Below are 16,165 nucleotides of genomic sequence, written 5' to 3'. Positions count from 1 at the left end.
TATCGTCATAGCAACGATTGTCATGACAACAATACAAACAGGGCCGACATAATGTCGGCCCCGTTTCTTACGACCCACGAATAAGTTAAGCGCTACATCACGCCGCGGTGACGTAACGCAGAATTTCAACAATCTGATCGGTTGTTGTCGCCCAGGCCATGGCATCGGCGTCCACCTCCTTGAGCGGATGCACAATATCCTCGGCGTGCAGGGTCACGTAGGGCTTGGCCAGCGCGGAGCAGTAGCCGGCATCAAAGGCCGCATTCCACTGCTTGTACTTGTCACCAAACCGCACCACCACCAAGTCGCTTTGCTCAATCAGTGTGCGGGTGCGAATGGCATTGACCTTTGACGACTGGTGGTCGCGCCAGAACGGCTTCTCCTGCTCACCCAGCATATCGCCGGCAGCGTCGCTGGCATCGTGATCGGTGACTGGGGAGGTGAAGACAATATCCAGCCCTGCGGCCTCAGCACCGCGGCGAATCTCGTCGCGCCAATCGGTATGGATCTCGCCGGAAAGGTAAACGTAAAAGCTCATGGCAGGCTCCTGAACAGTGATGACATCAATGACTAGACAAGGGCTATCATACCTATGCAACATATTACTGGAAACCATTTCCAATTTTTCACCATGCCAATTGCCTATCAGCAAACCCAGCTGCTAGACTCGGCTTTCGCTTGACGGGGTGCCGGTGAAACCGGCTGAGATGGCGCAGGGTCGAGATATCATGAGGATATCGCAAGACCCACAGCGCTGGTCCCGTAGAACCTGATCCGGGTGAGTGCGGCCAAGGCCACACGTGAACCGGCGTAGGGAATCAGGCGGCAGGCCGGGGTTTTCTACTTCCCTTCCCGCGCCTCCCCCTCCTTCTTCTCCCATCGCCTGCACACCCTCCGGATTGACCTGGCTGAATCAGCCTGACGACTGGAGACTCTCATGAGCTATCGCTTTACCGATCTGACTGACGCCTGCGCCGACGAGTGGCGCGCCTATATCGAGCACGAATTCGTGCGTCAACTGGCCGCCGGCACGTTAGAGGACGACGCCTTTCGCCACTATCTCAAGCAGGACTACCTGTTTCTGATGCACTTCGGGCGCGCCTATGCGCTGGCCGTTTACAAAAGCCGCGATATGGCCGAACTACGCCACAGCATGGAAGGCCTCAAAACCATCATCGACGTCGAGCTTGAGCTGCATATCGACTACTGCCGCGAGTGGGGCATCTCCGAAAGTGACCTGGTCACCCTGCCGGAATCTCGCGCCACCATGGCCTATACCCGCTATGTGCTGGACACCGGCAACCGCGGCGACCTGCTCGATATGCACGTGGCCCTAGCCCCCTGCCTGGTCGGCTATGGCGTTATCTCACAGTGGCAGGCCAAACAACCGTTCACCGTGCGCGGCGAGGCCAACCCTTTTGATAAATGGCTACAGATGTATGAAAGCGACGCCTTCCAGGGCGCAATGCACGATGAAATTGCCTGGCTCGACGCCCGCCTGGCCGACGTCACGCCTGAACGGTTCGAACAGCTGACCACCACTTTCCGCGATGCTACCCGTCTGGAAATCGACTTCTGGCAGATGGGACTCGATCGGGCTGACTGAAACACCACCGCCTGTATAAAAAATCCGGCCTTGGCGTCGGATTTTTCTTGGCCATCTATTTGCCATCGCTTGCTGTTTTTAAGGGCTACCAGGGAATTACTGACCTTCCAAAACACTCTGGGCTGTTGCGGCATAGCCCTGAGGAGCATCCGGGTGAGCTTTGGCATAACTCAGCCACTGCAGGCCCACCTTGCTGATCAAGTCAGCCCCGTCAGCGTCAATCGCTATATCCATTTTTTCCAGCGAGTAATCGATTATGCTCTCGGTATTTTCCAGCGCAGACTTAATCTTTTCAGGGTTGTCTGCCATGGAGCCGAACTGCTCCATGTAGTCCACTAGCACGGTGTAAAATGTATGGCGATGAAAGTGAAAAGACATGGTTCAACCTCAGGTAAAATTTGGCGGTAAAGACGCTTTTACGCATTCAGCAAGGATCAGGCAACCAGAATACCGCCAACCGACAGCAAATACTCGGCCGCCTTGCGGGCGCCCTTGACCTGAATCAACACCGAAGGCCATTGTTTCATCCTTTCGTCGAAACCGTGTTAGCGTTCCGCCTTTAACGCCGCTTTGTGCGACACGCACTTATTCTTTGAATACAGGCCAACTGGCTAACCAAGAGGGTGTTATGGGTGATTCGATCCTGGTGATCAACTGCGGCTCATCATCAGTCAAATATGCTGTGGTGCCGAGCGATCCTACCAAGCCGCGCATCTCCGGACTGGCTGAGCGGCTGGGAGGTAACGAGGCCCGGCTGAGAGGTGTTGCCGCCAACGGCGACTCTTTTTCCATTTCGCTTGATGGAGCCAACCACCTGGAAGCCATGCGCGCCATCCTTGAACGGCTCGCCGACCAGCCGCTGCTGGCGGTGGGGCACCGCATCGTTCACGGAGGGGAACGGTTCACCAAAGCGGCCAGCATCACACCAGCGGTGTTGCGCGCAATCGAAGCCATGTCGGAACTGGCACCGCTGCACAACCCAGCGAACCTTGTCGGGGTACAGGCCACCCAGACACTGTATCCCGAGCTTTCTCAGGTGGCCGTCTTCGACACCGCATTTCACCAAACGCTGCCACCCAAAGCCTATCGTTACGCCATCCCCATTCGGCTGTATCGCCAGCAAGGCATACGTCGCTACGGCTTCCACGGTAGTAGCCACGCTTATGTCAGCCAACGCGTCGACTCACTGAGCAAGCGCTCCCACGGCGGCTGGCTGATCGCGCACCTGGGCAACGGCTGCTCCACCTGTGCGGTCTGGCAAGGCGAAAGCGTCGACACCAGCATGGGCCTGACGCCTCTGGAAGGCGTCGTCATGGGAACCCGAAGCGGCGACGTGGACCCCGGTCTGCATGCCCACCTCGGGCGACTGGGCTGGAGCCTTGAAGCCATCGATAACCTGCTCAACAAGCAAAGCGGCCTACTGGGGCTTTCGGGGCTTTCCAACGACATGCGCACCCTCGAGCAAGCCGCCTCTGAGCGCCACGAAGGTGCCACCCTGGCTATCGAGGTATTCTGTTACCGGTTGGCCAAATCGCTGGCCGCGCTGAGTTGCGCCCTGCCCCGCCTGGACGGCATCGTCTTTACCGGCGGCATTGGCGAAAACGCCTCGGCGATTCGCACTCGAGTGATCGAGAGCCTGCCGCACTTCGGGCTACGCCTGGCTGGCAAAGCTAATACCGACACCGTGGGTGGCGTGGAAGGCCGCATTGACACAGGTGACCCTGAGCGCCCTGAAGTCTGGGTCATACCTACCGATGAAGAAGGCCGGATCGCAGAAGAAACCCGGCGCCTGCTGGAGAGTAATCGATGACATCCCCTCGCACCCTGCTGCTGGTACCCACAGACGGCGGCGTTGGCCTGACCTCAGCCTGCCTTGGCCTGCTACGCGGGCTGGACACCTTGGGCGTAACAGCAGGCTTTCTCAAACCCTTCCGCCAGGACGACGACGGGCACTCGCTTGACCACAGCTCGGCACTGATCGCCAACACCCTCGGGCTGGCACCGCCCACGCCAACGCCAAGAGCAGAACTGGAGCGGCTGCTGGCTGATAATCGCAGCCCCGAGCTGATGGAGTCTGCCGTGGCGAAACTGGGACAGCTTTGCCACGGGGATGAACCGCCTGCGGTGGTCGTGGTGGAAGGGCTCGCCCCCAACGCCGACACCAGCTATGCGGCCACGCTCAATGCCCAGCTAGCCCGCGCACTGGACGCCAACATTATTCTAGTGGCCAGTAGCGACAGCGACGATGCATCAGGCTTGCTTGAACAGATCGACATGCAGATACAGGCCTTCGGTGGCCGACAGATGCGCCGTGTGTTGGGCTGTATGTTGATGCGCTTGCCAGTGACTTCATCGCAGCATCAGGCCAGCCTCGCAGCGCCAGAAGCCACCACCGAGTCAGGCCTGCAGGTGCTGAGACGCTGGCAGCAACATCTGTCGCCACTCGATGCGGCCGGCCTCAAGCTGATTGCCGCGGTACCCTGGCAGGACAGCCTGAGTGTGCCACGCACCCTGGATATTGCCCGAGCGCTGGACGCACGCTGTCTCAACGAGGGAGAAATGGCCAGCCGCCGGGTGCTGGGCACCAGCCTTTGCGCGCGCAGCGCCGCTTATATGCTGCACGCCTTCCAGCCTGGCCGACTGATCGTCACGCCGGGCGACCGCGACGACACCCTGCTGGCCGCCGCCATGGCGACCCTCAGTGGCGTACAGCTGTCGGGCGTTCTGCTGACCCACAGCGAGCCGCCAAACCAAGCCATGATTGATTTCTGCCGCCCAGCGCTGGAGTCGGGCCTCCCGGTACTGGCGGTGGACCACGACAGTTTTACCACGGCGCGCAAGCTGGACAGGATGGGTAATGATATTCCGCTAGATGATACCGAACGGGCCGAGCTGGTAACGCGCTTTGTGGCAGCTCATCTCGATCTGGAATGGCTGCGTGAAACCATCAGCCGTGGCGTGCCCAAGCGACTTTCCCCCGCCGCGTTCCGCTACCGGCTGGTCGAGATGGCCGCCAGTACCCGCCGCCGCATTGTGCTGCCGGAAGGGGATGAGCCACGCACTGTGGAAGCCGCAGTGATCTGCCAGCGGCGGGGTATTGCTGACTGTGTGCTGCTGGGTAAACGCGAGGCAATCGACGAAGTGGCCGCCAGGCTAGGATTGACTCTTCCCGAGGACCTGACTGTCATCGACCCCAGCGATGTACGCCAGGACTACGTGGCCCCCATGGTAGCTCTGCGCGGCGAGCGGCTGAATGAGCTGACGGCCAAGGCCCAGCTTCAGGACAATGTTGTTCTGGGCACCATGATGCTGGCGGAAGGCAAAGTGGATGGGCTAGTCTCAGGCGCGGTGCATACCACCGCCAACACCGTGCGCCCGGCGTTCCAGCTGATTAAGACTGCGCCGGGCTACAACCAGGTGTCGTCAATCTTTTTCATGCTACTGCCCGATCAGGTGGTGGTGTATGGCGACTGTGCCGTAATCCCCGATCCGGATGCCGAGGCGCTGGCCGAAATTGCCATTCAAAGCGCCCATTCAGCGGCAGCTTTTGGTATCGAGCCGCGAGTCGCCATGATCAGCTACTCCACCGGCCAGTCGGGTACCGGCAGCGATGTAGTCAAGGTCCGTGAGGCCACACGCATTGCCCGTGAACGCGCGCCTGAGCTGATCATCGACGGCCCCCTGCAATACGATGCAGCGGCCATTGAAAGCGTGGGGCGCCAGAAAGCACCCGACTCACCGGTAGCTGGCCGTGCCACGGTATTCGTATTCCCTGACCTGAATACTGGCAACACAACCTACAAGGCGGTGCAGCGCAGTGCCAACTGCATCAGTGTGGGGCCCATGCTTCAGGGTCTCAACAAGCCGGTCAACGACCTGTCGCGTGGCGCACTGGTGGATGACATTGTCTACACCATTGCACTGACCGCCATTCAGGCCGGACAAAGCGCACAATAATCAACGCCAGTCACCATACTGGCCTGACGCTGCCTAAAAGCATATCCTTTGAAAGCTAATCTCAGGCCCGAATTACAATTGGAGAAACACATGGCCAGCTTGCTTCCCGATGTGGACCCTGAGGGTCTGCTGGAGTTTTCAGTGGTCTACACCGACCGGGCGCTCAACCACATGTCGCCCAAGTTTCAGAACGTGATGCGCGATATTTCCGCCACGCTGAAGCAGGTCTATCGCGCCCATTCGGCGGTCATTCTTCCCGGCAGCGGCACCTATGCCATGGAGGCCGCCGCCCGTCAGTTCGCTCGCAAACGCAACTGCCTGGTGATCCGTAACGGCTGGTTCAGCTACCGCTGGAGCCAAATTCTCGAAGTGGGCAAAATTCCTGCCGAGGTCAATATCCGTAAGGCACGCCGCCTGGACGAAGACGACCCCACCTCACCGTTCGCGCCGCCCGATATTGACGAGGTGCTAGAAACCATCCGCGACCAGCAGCCCGATATTGTCTTTGCGCCCCATGTGGAAACCGCCTCAGGTATCAAGTTGCCTGACGATTACCTGCGTAAGATCGCCGAAGCAATTCATGAGCAGAACGGCTTGCTGGTACTGGACTGCATTGCCTCGGGTACCGATTGGGTCGACATGCAGGATCTCGGCATCGACGTGCTGATCAGCGCCCCCCAGAAAGGCTGGAGCAGCTCACCGGGCTGCGGCATGGTCATGCTGTCACGCCAAGCGCGTGAAATTCTTGAAGAAACTACCAGCGACAGCTTTGCCATTGATCTGAAAAAGTGGCTGAACATCATGGAGGCCTACGAACAAGGTGGCCATGCCTACCACGCCACCCTGCCCACCGACGGCTTGAAAAAACTCCACAGCGTCATGGCTGAAACCGAAGCCTACGGCTTCGATAAGGTGCGTGAAGAGCAGCTGGAACTGGGCCGCCGCGTACGCGAGTTACTGGCCAGTCGTGGCTTCCCGAGCGTCGCTGCACCCGGCTACGAAGCGCCAGGCGTGGTAGTCAGCTATACCGACAACCCTGGGCTGGTTGCTGCTTTCGCGGACGCTGGCCTGCAGGTAGCTGCCGGTGTGCCGCTGATGTGCGACGAAGGTGAGGACTTCCAGACCTTCCGCATCGGCCTGTTCGGTCTGGACAAGCTGCATAATGTGGATCGCTGCATCGAGCAACTCAGCACCGCTCTGGATCGTATCCAAGCCAATGCTGCTGGCTGATACCTTGATAACCTGCGTTTAAACTGGCCGGAGCGACAATTGTCGCTCCGGCCAGTTTTTTGTGGTGAATAACAAGCTAGGCGTATAACCCCGAGAGTCTCACAGCGGTGCCGCTAGCCGCCCTCGATATCAATGATGCGCCGCGCGTTTCGCCCCAAGCCGCCATGCAGGTCAAGCATACGCTCCAGCCAGGCATGAACCGGATCAGAATCGGATACCAAGTCAGCCCCTGAGGCGCAGCGAGCCCACATGAAGTTGCCGAACACCAGATAGTCAGCACCTGCGGGGGCCTGTCCATCGAGGAATTTCGATTCCATCAACTGACCGCGAAGCGGTTCTAGTGCGGCAGTTAGCTGACTTGCCCCTCGACTTGGAGAATGAAGCTCCTCCAGGGTGCAGCCAAAGCGCTTCTCACGGGACTCACGAAAATAGCTACGGTCATCAGGGTGGATGGCATTGAGCAGATCCATGATGATTATTCGTATCATCGCCGGGGCCAGCGCACGCTCGGCATAGTGTTTAAAGAAATGTCCCCGCGTCTCGGCCATTCCTTCCCCGAGCAGTGGAGCCTCAGGGTAGCGGCGATCCAGGTAGCGCATGATCTCATAACTGTCGGTGATCACTTCGTCATCGTCGACGAGCACAGGCACCTTATCGTAGCGTGCGAAAGCCAATGCTTCCTTCTCGGTGAAACGCCATGGCCGCGTCTCCACCTCAAGCCCCTTGTGAGCTAGCGCATAACGAACCCGCCAGCAGAAAGGCGAGAAGAGAAGTCCCTCTTCAATACCGGAAAGTTCATAGAGCACGCGTGTCATGTGGCCTCCTAGCGTCAATGATGATGAAGTACTTAGCCATTACCCTGTACCAATATACGCTGAAGCCATACTACTAACGAGGCTCTTTGCGCGGAGCTGCAGCACTTTCTTTCGTCTTCTCTCCCCTTTTTTTTTCTTCGTTACCTGCCCACTGTTTACCCTCACTCTCTTTACCTTCATTCTCTTGTTGCTTTTCCTCAGCCAGCTGCAAGCTGGTAATGCCTGTGCGGCTGACCACCACCCTCCAGCGCTGGATGACTGAGGGACCGTCACTCTCACGGTCGCGAACCACCAGCTGCATCATGTGGTTGCGCTCCACCACTTCCTGGGCAATCCGCCCTTTGCCATCCAGACCAAACACGCGCTGATTAGAGCTCACCATCAACTGGATAATCGGTGAAAGATCCAGCGTCAGGTTCTCACGGGTTTTGTCATAACCGCTGAGGAAACGCGTCGGTGACATCCTGGAGCGCGAGCGGTAGTGCAGCACTGTCTCGCCCCGCCACTCAACGCCCCCGCCCCGCATGCGTCGCAGCTCGGCATCCAGTGCATCAAAACTCTGGTAGTCAAACCACTCCAGCTGACGCCCTACCGGCGTCTTGCTGCTGGGGTCCTGATACATCCGCCGCCAGCGTGGTCTGCCGCGTCTCAGCCAGCGCCACATGGTCGAGCGCAGATCATCCTTAAACACTTCGCGCAGCGCATACATCAGCGCCAGCGCCGACACAAACAGCGCAGTCACATCCCCCAACAGCTCTCGCGCCCGCATCAAGCCCAGGGTGACAACCACCATGACCAGACCAGTAGCAGCCGCCTTGACCATGCGCTGCTCGATGCCACCCAACGTCTGCTGATTCTGTTTGAGGGTGACCGGCTGCTCAATCAGCAACCGCAAAAGACGCATACGATTGGATATCCGTGCCGGATCATCCACCAAGGTGGGTGGGTTATAGCGCAGCTCTTCGCGATAGGCATTTTCTGCGCGACACAGTGCCAGCAGCTCCTCACGTTCAGCACCAAGCTCACCGTCCTCTGGCAGCTTTGAAGCTATCGCCAACAGCTGCTGCTCGGTCTGCCAAGAGAGATAGTTATCGATATTGACGAAGTGGTCGCGCAGTGAACGTTCGTCGTGCCGCTGGCGGCGCATCCGCCTGAGGATGCCACGCGACAGCATGATAGTGTCCTTGAGCTGGGCAGCCAGCTCATTACGCGCTTCTTCAAGCTCCTGTTGCGCCTGAGTCGTCTGCTCCTCTTCAGGTTTGCGCATCAGCCGCCTGGCACGTTTGCGCAAGTCACGGGCCTGCCCGAGCAGTGAGCGGCTTGCCTCCTCCAGCGCCAGAACATACTGGTGCGCATAAAGACTCAACCCCAAGCGAAACTGGTCAACATCCAGACGCGCACCAGCCAACCGACTCATCACCAGGGGTAAGCGGTGACGTTCGCTGTAGTACGTACGCTTGATCTGGAACACCCGGTGATAGAAGGCCTCCTCGGTCATCAGCTTTGTAGTCAGACCAAGTTCAGCCGGCAGAAACAGCACAACATCCAAATGGTGAGAGCGCCCTTCTGCCAATACCCGCGCAATGCGCAGGTGATGGCTATCCTTGATAGTTACATTGACCACAGATGCTCACTTGATGACGTGGAGGGACAGGCCTCAGAGGAAAAGCAGCGCGTGGAAAGGTGCAGCAACGACAGCGTCAATCAGGCCACCCACCGGCTAAGCCTGAGGATACCAAAAGCACGAAACGCAATAGGAAAGCGCTTCGTGCCGAGGATAAATCATACCATATTGCTTTTTACAACGACTCAGTAACCACCAATACCACGCGGCACAAAGCCCAGGTGATTGGTTACCCGTTTAACCCCAGGAGTATTTTCGGCTGCCACTTGCACAGCCCACCGCTGCTCCTTGTTTTCCACCAGCCCCCACAGCTGAACATGGCCCTCTGCCACAATAATGTTCAGACGCTCGCCCATCAGACCACTGAGACCTCTCAGTTCCTTATAAATGGCTTTACGGATACTGAGGTCATCGGCATCACTTCCGATGTCAGGCTTTGCCGTTGCAAAACCGCGCAACAGGTTGGAACGGCTGATAATGCCTACCAGCTTTCCATCACGCACAACGGGAACCCGCTTGACGTTGTTTTTCTCAAGCACCCTGGCAATCCGGTATAACAGCTCATCTTCAGTGACGGTCAGGATATCCGTACTCATCACCTGAGCCGCGTGGCGGCCACGAGTCTTTACATAGTCTTCCACGCTAGTGCCTGAAAATATCTTCCGCCATGTGGAGCTACGGGGAGCACCATCTCGGCTTTTACGAATACGGCGGATCAGATCACCTTCACTCACAATACCCAGTATGTGCAGCTCGCTATCCACCACCGGCACAGCACTGATACTGTGCTCAACAAGCAGCTTGGCAACTTCACTTACTTCGGTTTCTGGGGTGACGGTGATCACCTCGGTTGTCATGATATCTGCGGCGCGCATGGGCTATCTCCAGTACTGAAAAATACACCAAGATACGATCAGCAAAGAAAGCTAATCCTCGTGTAATTACTTACCATCTTGCCCAAGATAGCAATATCAGATGAAAACCTCATTGATCAACAACACTTTTTGGAGCATTAAATGCATGATTTTCAGCAATCGGCCCGGCTCGCACTGGCCTGCATCGATCTAACAAGCCTCAATGACGACGACACAGACAGTGATATTGAAACCCTCTGCCGCCAGGCAAAAACGCCGCTGGGCAGCACCGCCGCAGTGTGTGTCTTACCGGCCTTCGTGGTCACTGCCCAGCGCGCATTGAATACGGAGAGTGGCCCCAATGCCAACACCGTAAAAGTTGCCACGGTCACAAACTTCCCCTATGGCAACGATGACCCTATGGCTGCCGCCCGTGAAACCCGCAGCGCAGTTGCCGCAGGCGCCAATGAGGTCGACGTGGTGTTTCCCTACCACGCCCTGCTGGCTGGTGACGAAGCCATTGGCCTGGAACTGGTCGAAATGTGCCGCGCGGCGGCCGTCGACGCTACCCTGAAAATCATTCTGGAAACCGGCGAGCTGGCCGACCCCGCGCTGATTCGCCGTGCCGCCGACATCGCCATTCAAGGCGGAGCCGACTTCATTAAGACCTCGACTGGCAAGACGGCAGTAGGCGCTACTCTGGATGCCGCCGAAATCATGCTTGAAGCCATCCAGGTCAGCGGCAGAGAAAACCTGGGCATCAAGGTGGCAGGCGGTATCACAACCCACCAGCAGGCCCATGAATACCTGACGCTGGCAGCCGACATCATGGGGCCAGCCTGGGTGACACCGGCACACTTCCGCTTCGGTGCTTCCGGGCTGCTCGATAACCTGCTGGACACCCTGCAGGACGGCATGGCCTCTGTATAGCACGCGACATGTTATCGTGGACTCCATGACAGCCAGGAAAACCAATGACAACACCCCACATAAGTGCTGCTCCCGGTGATTTCGCCGACACCGTGCTGATGCCCGGCGACCCGCTGCGCGCGCGCCATATCGCTGAACACTTTCTCGACGACGCGCGTCTGGTCACCAATGTCCGCAACATGGAAGGCTACACAGGCACTTACCGGGGCCGCGTCATTTCGGTCATGGGCCACGGTATGGGCATTCCATCGGTGTCGATCTACGCCAAGGAGCTGATCACCGACTACGGCGTGAAGCGGCTGATACGCGTGGGCTCCTGCGGCGCAGTGCGCGACGATGTGGCGGTGCGCGACGTGGTGATTGGGCTGGGCGCCTGCACCGACTCAGGCGTCAACCGCAGCCGCTTTGGCGGCATGGACTTCGCCGCCACCGCCGACTTCGCACTCACCCGCCATGCCGTCGACGCCGCTGCTGCGCTGACCATTAACGCCCAAGTGGGCAACCTGTTCTCGGCAGACCTGTTCTACGATCCGCGGCCGGACACTATCGAGCTACTGCGGCGTTACGCCGTTGTCGGCGTCGAAATGGAGGCCGCTGGGCTCTATGGCGTGGCCGCCGAATTCGGCGCCCGAGCCGCTACGCTGTGCACTGTGTCTGATCATATTGTCAGCGGAGAGTCGCTTTCCAGCGATGAGCGTGCCAACACCTTTAACGACATGATTCGCATCGCACTGGACACCGTGTTGCGTGATGATGCGCTGCAACAAGCGTAAACCTTGGTTAAGTCGCAGGACTTTGCGTTGCCATTTCGCGACCATCATCGCACCCTATCGACCAGATGCTGAGATGCAGCCCGTTTGAGCTTGTTGCACAACACTATTTGGAGTAAGTGCTATGTCCGACTGGACGTCCGGCTATGTGGCAGATATTGACTATACCTACGGCTACTACAACGAGTTGAACCCGCTGCGAATCAACCTGTCCTTCATCAATGCAGGCCTGCGACCACCCAAGGTAATCAACGCCTGTGAGCTGGGCTTTGGACAAGGCATGAGCACCAACCTGCATGCCGCGGCGTCGAGCATTAACTGGTATGGCACCGACTTCAACCCCAATCAGGCGGCGTTTGCCCAGGAGCTGGCCAACATCAGCCAGTCCGGTGCCACGCTATATGACGACGCCTTTGACGAGTTTGCCAGCCGTGACGACCTGCCAGAGTTCGACTTCATCGGCCTGCATGGCATCTGGAGCTGGATCTCAGATGCCAACCGCAGCATCCTGGTCGACTTCATCCGCCGCAAACTCAAGATAGGCGGCGTGCTTTACATCAGCTACAACTCCCAGCCCGGCTGGGCAGCCATGGCACCAATGCGCGACCTGCTGATGGAACACTCTGAGGTCATGAGCGCACCGGGTTCTGGCACCCTGGCCCGCGTCGAGGAAGCCATCGAATTTGCCAGCAAGTTGATCGACACCAACCCTGAGTTCAGCAAGGCCAACCCGCAGATCAAAGGGCGTATCGAGAAGATGCGCAGCGATAATAAGCACTATGTGGCCCACGAATACTTCAATGGCGACTGGGAGCCCATGGGGTTTTCAAAGATGGCCAAGTGGCTTGCTCCCACCAAGCTCAAATGGGCGACCTCTGCCCGTTATGGCGACACCATCGAGAGCATCCAGCTCAGCGATGATCAGCGTGCACTGCTCAACTCCATCAGCGATCCGATGTTTGGCGAAACCGTCAAGGATTTCTGCACCAACCAGATGTTCCGCGCCGACCTCTGGGTCAAGGGCGGGCGCCGCCTGAGCATGATCGAGCAGCACGACATGCTGGAACAACAGCGTGTCATCCTGGTCACACCGCATGACGCCGTTGAGCTCAAGATCGCCGGCAAGCAGGGCACCTTCAACTTGCTGGAAAATATCTATACACCCGTGCTTGAAGCACTGGCTGACCACCAGCCTGTTTCGATTGGCGAGCTACGCCAACGGCTGGAAGGCCACGATATCAGCATGGCAGCCCTGAGCAACGCCATCACCATCCTGGCGGCCAAAGGCGCACTGGAGCCAGTGCAGCAGGACGCCGAGATCGAAACAGCAAAGGCTACCTCACACCGCATTAACCGCCACCTGTTGAGCAAAGTGCGCAGCAATAACGAAACCAACCTGTTGGCCAGCCCCGTTACCGGGGGTGGTATTCGCGTCACACTGTTTCAGCAGCTATTCCTGCTGTCCTATATCGAGGGTGGCACCACGCCCAACGCCATGGCAGATAGCGCCTGGCGCACCCTGTCGGCGCAGAACAAGCTGGTCATCAAGGACGGTGAAACCTTGCAGGACGAGCAGGCCAATATTGATGAACTTGCCCGGCTCGCTACCCTATTCATTGATCAGGGGTTGCCTATCTTCCAGGGCCTGCAGGTCATCCCCGAAAAACAGTAACACCTGGCGGCAGCCCTGCAACACCACTACACCAATGGCCCTCTCTGCGAGGGCCATTGGTTTTGTGTGGCCAGCTTTCGTGCCACGCATGGCATTCTGCCCCCAGGTTTGGTGAGATAGACCCAAACACCCCGCTCGCCATAGGTGGGCGACTCATCGCAAAGGGAACCGCTGTACATGATCCTCACCCTTAACCAGCTGGAACGGCACCTGTTCAAGGCCGCCGACATCCTGCGTGGGCGCATGGACGCCTCAGAGTTCAAGGAATACATCTTCGGTATGCTCTTTCTCAAGCGCTGTTCGGATGTGTTCGAACAACGCCAGGAAGAAGTCCATGAACAGCTCAAACAGGCCGGGGCAGGCCCGGTTGATATTGCCCACCAGATCGAGGCACCCGACTGGTACAAGGCCACCTTCTACGTGCCCAAGCAGGCCCGCTGGCCCTACCTGCTCAAGGAAGCCCACCAGGGCGTTGGCAATGCGCTGAACAAAGCGCTGGCTGGCCTGGAAGAACACAACCCCAGCCTGGCCGGAGTGCTGGAGCACATCGACTTCACCCGCCGGGTGGGCTCCACCACCCTGCCCGACAGAAAGCTGCGCGACCTGATTACCCACTTCAGCGAGTACCGTTTGCGCAATGAGGACTTCGAGTTTCCCGACCTACTGGGCGCGGCCTACGAGTACCTGATTCGCGACTTCGCCGACTCCGCGGGCAAGAAAGGCGGCGAGTTCTACACCCCGCGCCCGGTAGTTCGCATGATGGTGCGGCTGATGGACCCTCAGGAAGGCCATAGCGTTTATGACCCCTGCATGGGCTCGGGCGGGATGCTGATTCACGCCAAGGAATACCTGGAGGAACAGGGCGGCGACCCGCGCCGGCTCAACCTGTTCGGTCAGGAAGCCTCCGGCTCGGTGTGGGCCATCGCCAAGATGAACATGCTGCTGCACGGCGTGAGTAGTGCCGACCTGCGCAACGACGACACCCTGACCGACCCGCAGCACATCGAAGGCGGTGAGCTGGTGCGCTTCGACCGCATCCTCACCAACCCGCCCTTCTCCATCGGCTACACGCCAAGCCAGCACTTCCCCGAGCGCTTCCACTACGGCAGCGTGCCCGAGGGCGCCAAGAAAGCAGACCTGATGTTCCTGCAGCACATGGTCGCCTGCCTCAAGTCGGACGGGCGTCTGGCTACCGTCATGCCCCACGGCGTACTGTTTCGCGGCGGCGATGAAAAACGTATTCGCGCCGGTATGCTCGAAGACGACCTGGTCGAAGCCGTTATCGGCCTGGCCCCCAACCTCTTCTACGGCACCGGCATTCCGGCCAGCATCCTGATATTGCGCGCCAAAGGCGCCAAGCCCGAGGATCGCCAGGGCAAGGTGCTGTTCATCAACGCCGACCGTGAATACTACGAAGGCCGCGCCCAGAACCACCTGCTGCCCGAGCACATCGAGAAGATCGCCAGCACCTTCGACAGCTTTACCAGCGTGCCCGGCTTCTCGCGGGTGGTGCCGCTGGCCGAGCTGCGCGACAACGACTACAACCTCAACATCCGCCGCTACGCCGACAACACCCCGCCACCCGAGCCCCAGGACGTGCGCGCCCACCTGAAAGGCGGCGTGCCGGTGGCCGAAATCGACGCCAAACGCCCGTTGTTCGATGCCCAGGGCCTCGACCCCATGGTGCTGTTTACGCCACAGGCGAACGACCCCGACTATGTGAGCTTCACCGAGCCGCTAAGCGAGAAGCGCGGCCTCAAACCGGCTATCGAGCAGGATGCCGGCCTGCAACACAAAGAAGCCAGCGTGATGGCGGCGTTTGAACGTTGGTGGGCCGAGCACGCTGGCAGTATCACCGGGCTCTTTAGCAACGGGGGCCGCCTGACCCAGCTGCGCGATGAGCTGCTGGGCAGCTTCTCGAACGCGCTGGAGCCCACCGCCATGCTCGACCGTTTCGCGGTGCGCGGCATCATCGCCGGCTTCTGGTTCGACAACAAAAACGAGTTCCGCACCCTGCAAGCCCGCGGCTGCCTGGGTGTGGTGGACGCCTGGCGCACCGCCATCGCAAGCCTGCTGGACGACGAACAAAGCAAGGCCAACCCGTTGGACCACCGCCTGGTGCATTTCCTGCTGGACGACTACGTGGCCGAGCTGGACGCACTTGCCGCCCAGCGCGCCGAGCTGGACGCCCGTATCAAAGCCGCCGAAGCCAAGCCGGATACCGAAGACGAGGCAGCTGACTCCGACAGCAGCGAGGACGACGACGCGCCCACGCCGGAAGACATCAAAGCCTGGAAGAAACAACGCACCGAGGTACGCAAGCAGCACAAGGCTAAGGTGAACAGCTTCGCGCAGCACCTGAACAGCGCGGTAGACGCCCTGGACGAACTCACCGCCGCCGAGCTGGTCGGCGAGATTCTGCACAACGACCTCAAGGGCATCCTGGAGCGCTACATCCGCCAGCAGCGTCAGCACGTCATCGCCGCCGTCGAGACCTGGTGGGACAAATACCGCGTCACCCTGGCCGACATCGAAGCCGAACGCGACGCCGCCGCCAAGGAACTGCAGGGCTATCTGGAGGGGCTGGGGTATGTTTGAGTGGACTCACTGTCAGCTTTCTGATGTTTGTCACTTTTTCATTGGAGGCACACCTTCTAAGTGGCTATTCAAAATTTATCGTGCGCTCAGACCCGTAGCCGTCGAGTAG

13 protein-coding genes and 1 riboswitch are annotated in these 16,165 nt (G+C 59.0%); of the genes, 8 read left to right on the top strand and 5 right to left on the bottom strand.

Features of this window, described 5'->3' with window-relative positions:
* Nucleotides 1-97: 97 nt before the first annotated feature.
* Nucleotides 98-538 (bottom strand): YtoQ family protein, encoded by a 441-nt coding sequence (locus ACTH3D_RS05600; protein WP_441666081.1) that lies wholly within the window; start codon nt 536-538, stop codon nt 98-100.
* Nucleotides 539-672: 134 nt separating this feature from the next.
* Nucleotides 673-835: riboswitch (TPP riboswitch) on the top strand.
* 102 nt (nt 836-937) lie between these two features.
* Here ACTH3D_RS05600 and tenA point away from each other — a divergent pair.
* Nucleotides 938-1,606: a thiaminase II gene (tenA, locus tag ACTH3D_RS05595; RefSeq protein ID WP_441666080.1), complete on the top strand. Its 669-nt coding sequence runs from the start codon at nt 938-940 to the stop codon at nt 1,604-1,606.
* A 96-nt stretch (nt 1,607-1,702) separates the two neighbouring features.
* Here the strand turns inward: tenA and ACTH3D_RS05590 are convergent, their stop codons facing one another.
* Nucleotides 1,703-1,984, bottom strand: a complete 282-nt coding sequence (locus ACTH3D_RS05590) for a hypothetical protein (RefSeq protein WP_441666079.1) — start codon at nt 1,982-1,984, stop codon at nt 1,703-1,705.
* A gap of 250 nt (nt 1,985-2,234) precedes the next feature.
* Between ACTH3D_RS05590 and ACTH3D_RS05585 the strand changes: the two genes are divergently transcribed.
* From ACTH3D_RS05585 to ACTH3D_RS05575, 3 genes are all read left to right on the top strand, one after another.
* On the top strand, nt 2,235-3,416 hold the full coding sequence (locus ACTH3D_RS05585; protein WP_441666078.1) for an acetate/propionate family kinase: 1,182 nt from the start codon (nt 2,235-2,237) through the stop codon (nt 3,414-3,416).
* On the top strand, nt 3,413-5,563 hold the full coding sequence (pta, locus tag ACTH3D_RS05580) for a phosphate acetyltransferase (RefSeq protein WP_441666077.1): 2,151 nt from the start codon (nt 3,413-3,415) through the stop codon (nt 5,561-5,563). Before ACTH3D_RS05585 ends, pta begins: the two co-directional genes overlap by 4 nt.
* A gap of 90 nt (nt 5,564-5,653) precedes the next feature.
* Nucleotides 5,654-6,793, top strand: a complete 1,140-nt coding sequence (locus ACTH3D_RS05575) for an aminotransferase class V-fold PLP-dependent enzyme (protein WP_441666076.1) — start codon at nt 5,654-5,656, stop codon at nt 6,791-6,793.
* A gap of 113 nt (nt 6,794-6,906) precedes the next feature.
* Here the strand turns inward: ACTH3D_RS05575 and ACTH3D_RS05570 are convergent, their stop codons facing one another.
* The 3 genes from ACTH3D_RS05570 to ACTH3D_RS05560 form a co-directional block, all read right to left on the bottom strand.
* Nucleotides 6,907-7,608 carry a glutathione S-transferase N-terminal domain-containing protein gene (locus ACTH3D_RS05570; protein ID WP_441666075.1) on the bottom strand — a complete coding sequence of 234 codons (702 nt, stop codon included), beginning with the start codon at nt 7,606-7,608 and terminating at the stop codon, nt 6,907-6,909.
* Between the two features lie 73 nt (nt 7,609-7,681).
* A complete protein-coding gene (locus tag ACTH3D_RS05565; protein WP_441666074.1) occupies nt 7,682-9,232 on the bottom strand; it encodes a hypothetical protein in 1,551 nt (516 codons plus the stop codon).
* Nucleotides 9,233-9,417: 185 nt separating this feature from the next.
* Nucleotides 9,418-10,107, bottom strand: a complete 690-nt coding sequence (locus ACTH3D_RS05560; protein ID WP_441666073.1) for a CBS domain-containing protein — start codon at nt 10,105-10,107, stop codon at nt 9,418-9,420.
* A 141-nt stretch (nt 10,108-10,248) separates the two neighbouring features.
* Here ACTH3D_RS05560 and deoC point away from each other — a divergent pair, with 141 nt between their 5' ends.
* From deoC to ACTH3D_RS05540, 4 genes are all read left to right on the top strand, one after another.
* Nucleotides 10,249-11,016, top strand: coding sequence for a deoxyribose-phosphate aldolase (deoC, locus tag ACTH3D_RS05555; protein ID WP_441666072.1), 768 nt, complete (start codon nt 10,249-10,251; stop codon nt 11,014-11,016).
* A gap of 44 nt (nt 11,017-11,060) precedes the next feature.
* The gene (gene deoD, locus ACTH3D_RS05550) at nt 11,061-11,789 is read left to right on the top strand and encodes a purine-nucleoside phosphorylase (protein ID WP_441666071.1); all 729 of its coding nucleotides are present in this window, start codon (nt 11,061-11,063) and stop codon (nt 11,787-11,789) included.
* Between the two features lie 121 nt (nt 11,790-11,910).
* A complete protein-coding gene (locus ACTH3D_RS05545; RefSeq protein WP_441666070.1) occupies nt 11,911-13,458 on the top strand; it encodes a class I SAM-dependent methyltransferase in 1,548 nt (515 codons plus the stop codon).
* A gap of 177 nt (nt 13,459-13,635) precedes the next feature.
* Nucleotides 13,636-16,056: an N-6 DNA methylase gene (locus tag ACTH3D_RS05540; protein WP_441666069.1), complete on the top strand. Its 2,421-nt coding sequence runs from the start codon at nt 13,636-13,638 to the stop codon at nt 16,054-16,056.
* Nucleotides 16,057-16,165 lie beyond the last annotated feature (109 nt).

Source organism: Halomonas sp., from assembly GCF_052095765.1.
In the GTDB taxonomy this organism is placed as follows: domain Bacteria; phylum Pseudomonadota; class Gammaproteobacteria; order Pseudomonadales; family Halomonadaceae; genus Halomonas.
The sequence above is the reverse complement of the archived record's forward strand: the minus strand, read 5'-3'. Positions and strand labels throughout refer to the sequence as shown.

What these genes read in the sequence shown, in the direction of transcription:
- ACTH3D_RS05600 (WP_441666081.1), bottom strand. Translation starts at nt 538, where the DNA reads ATGAGCTTTTACGTTTACCTTTCCGGCGAGATCCATACCGATTGGCGC.
- tenA (WP_441666080.1), top strand. Translation starts at nt 938, where the DNA reads ATGAGCTATCGCTTTACCGATCTGACTGACGCCTGCGCCGACGAGTGG.
- ACTH3D_RS05590 (WP_441666079.1), bottom strand. Translation starts at nt 1,984, where the DNA reads ATGTCTTTTCACTTTCATCGCCATACATTTTACACCGTGCTAGTGGAC.
- ACTH3D_RS05585 (WP_441666078.1), top strand. Translation starts at nt 2,235, where the DNA reads ATGGGTGATTCGATCCTGGTGATCAACTGCGGCTCATCATCAGTCAAA.
- pta (WP_441666077.1), top strand. Translation starts at nt 3,413, where the DNA reads ATGACATCCCCTCGCACCCTGCTGCTGGTACCCACAGACGGCGGCGTT.
- ACTH3D_RS05575 (WP_441666076.1), top strand. Translation starts at nt 5,654, where the DNA reads ATGGCCAGCTTGCTTCCCGATGTGGACCCTGAGGGTCTGCTGGAGTTT.
- ACTH3D_RS05570 (WP_441666075.1), bottom strand. Translation starts at nt 7,608, where the DNA reads ATGACACGCGTGCTCTATGAACTTTCCGGTATTGAAGAGGGACTTCTC.
- ACTH3D_RS05560 (WP_441666073.1), bottom strand. Translation starts at nt 10,107, where the DNA reads ATGCGCGCCGCAGATATCATGACAACCGAGGTGATCACCGTCACCCCA.
- deoC (WP_441666072.1), top strand. Translation starts at nt 10,249, where the DNA reads ATGCATGATTTTCAGCAATCGGCCCGGCTCGCACTGGCCTGCATCGAT.
- deoD (WP_441666071.1), top strand. Translation starts at nt 11,061, where the DNA reads ATGACAACACCCCACATAAGTGCTGCTCCCGGTGATTTCGCCGACACC.
- ACTH3D_RS05545 (WP_441666070.1), top strand. Translation starts at nt 11,911, where the DNA reads ATGTCCGACTGGACGTCCGGCTATGTGGCAGATATTGACTATACCTAC.
- ACTH3D_RS05540 (WP_441666069.1), top strand. Translation starts at nt 13,636, where the DNA reads ATGATCCTCACCCTTAACCAGCTGGAACGGCACCTGTTCAAGGCCGCC.